This window comes from Vibrio sp. 10N.286.49.E11 (assembly GCF_041469505.1).
Taxonomy (GTDB): Bacteria; Pseudomonadota; Gammaproteobacteria; order Enterobacterales; family Vibrionaceae; genus Vibrio; species Vibrio crassostreae_C.
Genome location: NZ_JBFRKQ010000014.1, coordinates 1 through 2,248 on the forward strand (window position 1 = coordinate 1; position 2,248 = coordinate 2,248).

2 protein-coding genes are annotated in these 2,248 nt (G+C 48.2%); both read left to right on the plus strand.

Annotated elements, in window-relative coordinates; translation table 11 throughout:
* Positions 1–53: 53 nt before the first annotated feature.
* A complete protein-coding gene (locus AB4167_RS03155; RefSeq protein WP_017080449.1) occupies positions 54–941 on the plus strand; it encodes a site-specific integrase in 888 nt (295 codons plus the stop codon).
* A complete protein-coding gene (locus AB4167_RS03160; protein ID WP_102332453.1) occupies positions 938–1,990 on the plus strand; it encodes a transposase in 1,053 nt (350 codons plus the stop codon). The genes AB4167_RS03155 and AB4167_RS03160 overlap by 4 nt, the downstream gene beginning before the upstream one ends.
* The last annotated feature ends 258 nt before the right edge of the window (positions 1,991–2,248 follow it).

Below are 2,248 nucleotides of genomic sequence, written 5' to 3' on the forward strand. Positions count from 1 at the left end.
AACCATACTCTTGTAACACCATCACCCTGATGGTCGTTCACAGGAGTAACCCCATGAAACCCGATGACTTAAAACGTTACAACACCCTTTATGAACAACACCTTACCAACCTAAAGCTGCAAGGTAAACGACCCGCGACCATTGATGCCTATTCCCGTGCGGTTCGTCGGATCACCGCTCATTTCGACCGAGCCCCTGATACATTAACGACCTCTGACCTCAAACAGTTCTTCGCGTCTCTTATTCAAACCCACTCGTGGAGCACCATAAAACTCGATCGTAATGGCTTGCAGTTTTTCTATCGCTACACGCTCGATAAACAGTGGGAGTGGCTCAATATCGTCAAGCCGCCACAAGTAAAACGACTGCCCGACATACTGACACCACAGCAAGTCAGCTCGCTGATTACTCACACTCGACAAGCACGTTATCAGGTGTTTTTTCTTACTCTGTACAGCATGGGGTTACGACTCAGTGAGGGATTAAATCTTACGGTTCATGATATCGACAGCCAAACAATGCGCGTTCACATACGGGAAGGAAAAGGCGGAAAAGACCGAATGGTGCCGCTTCCGCAGCGAACGCTTAAGGCACTCCGCACGCACTGGCTTACCCATAAGCATCCTTGCTACTTATTTCCTGGACTTGGTACATGTCACGACACCCCCATGGATCGTGGCGGAATTCAAAAGACGATGAAACTTGTACTTAAAGAGTGTGGTATCAAAAAGCATGCGAGTCCTCATTCACTCAGACATTGCTTCGCAACGCACTTACTTGAGCAAGGAGTCGACCTGCGTTCACTGCAATCACTGCTCGGTCATGCAAGCCTCAACACCACGGCACGATACACCCGAATGACTCAGATAAAGCAGCGTGATGCGGCAATGGCCATCAACCAATTAACGGATGATCTAGACTTAACATGGAGCATAAAATGAGTACTTTCATTGAACTGCTTCGCCAGCATCATCGTGCGCTTAAGCATCACTATCATGCGCAGATAAATGGCGATATGCATCGAGCTATTGGGGCGATGCTCCGTTGCAAAACAGAGCAACAAGGACGCTCACAATGGTTCTGCAGTCACTGCCATCACGATGACCGATTGCCTCTTTCTTGTGGTCATCGCCATTGCCCTCAATGCCAACAACGCACCACTTCTGACTGGCTACAGCGTCAACAGCAAAAACGGTTACCTGTTCACTATTTCATGGTGACCTTCACTTTACCGTATCAATTGAGAGTGCTGGCAAGACATCAACCTAAAGCGATATATAACGGTATGTTTAAGGTGGCATCAGGGGTATTAAAGGATTTTGCCAACCGACAACGGCAAGGTGAACTTGGTTTTACCGCCGTGTTGCATACTCACAGCCGACAACGAAACTTGCACCCACATCTGCACATTATCGTGGCGGCAGGCCAATACGACGCGTCGAGGCAAACGTGGCACAAAGGCAACAAGCATTACCTCTTCAACGCGTTTGCTTTGGCCAAAGTATGGCGAGCAAGAATGCTAGAGGCCATTAATCAACACCCAACGTTGTGGCTGCCGAGTGGCATACCCAAACAATGGGTGGTCGATTGCAGACAAGTAGGATACGGTCAGGCTGCACTCAACTATTTGGCGCGCTATCTCTATCGCGGTGTGCTGCCTGATGAAGACATCATCAGTATCACAGATGATACTGTCACCTTCCGCTATAAAGAGAGTCAGACCAATGCATGGCGAACGCGCACCTTGCCCATTCTGAAGTTTTTGCTGCTCATTTTGCAACACGTGCTGCCCAAAGGGTTGCAGAGAGTACGAGACTACGGATTTTTACGTGGTCAAGCTCACGCCTTAAGAGCCCGCATTCAACTGCTGTTATTGAACTTGGTCTATATGATGCCGCCGCTAACGGCACCGATAAGGAGCAAAGCGATAAGAATCTGCCCTTGCTGTGAGCATGAGATGGCGTGTGTTGGAGTGAGCCGACCCATGTAGCCGAAAGGCATTTGATAATAAGGAGAATGGCATTGACGAAATCAAAGGAGATGTGACGACGAAAGAAACGAAAAATAGCTAACTGGTTGATAAGATTGCTATCGCAACCTTATCTTGACCCCGCTCGCCTTGAGAAAAGCCTCAAAGCGATGTGCCCTTCAAGTTCAATCGTACAATTTACTTAACAAAGTGGCTTCGGGCTTGTTCAACACTCGGGATTTAGTGTTGGCTGCGCAACACCTTAATCCTTATTTGTTA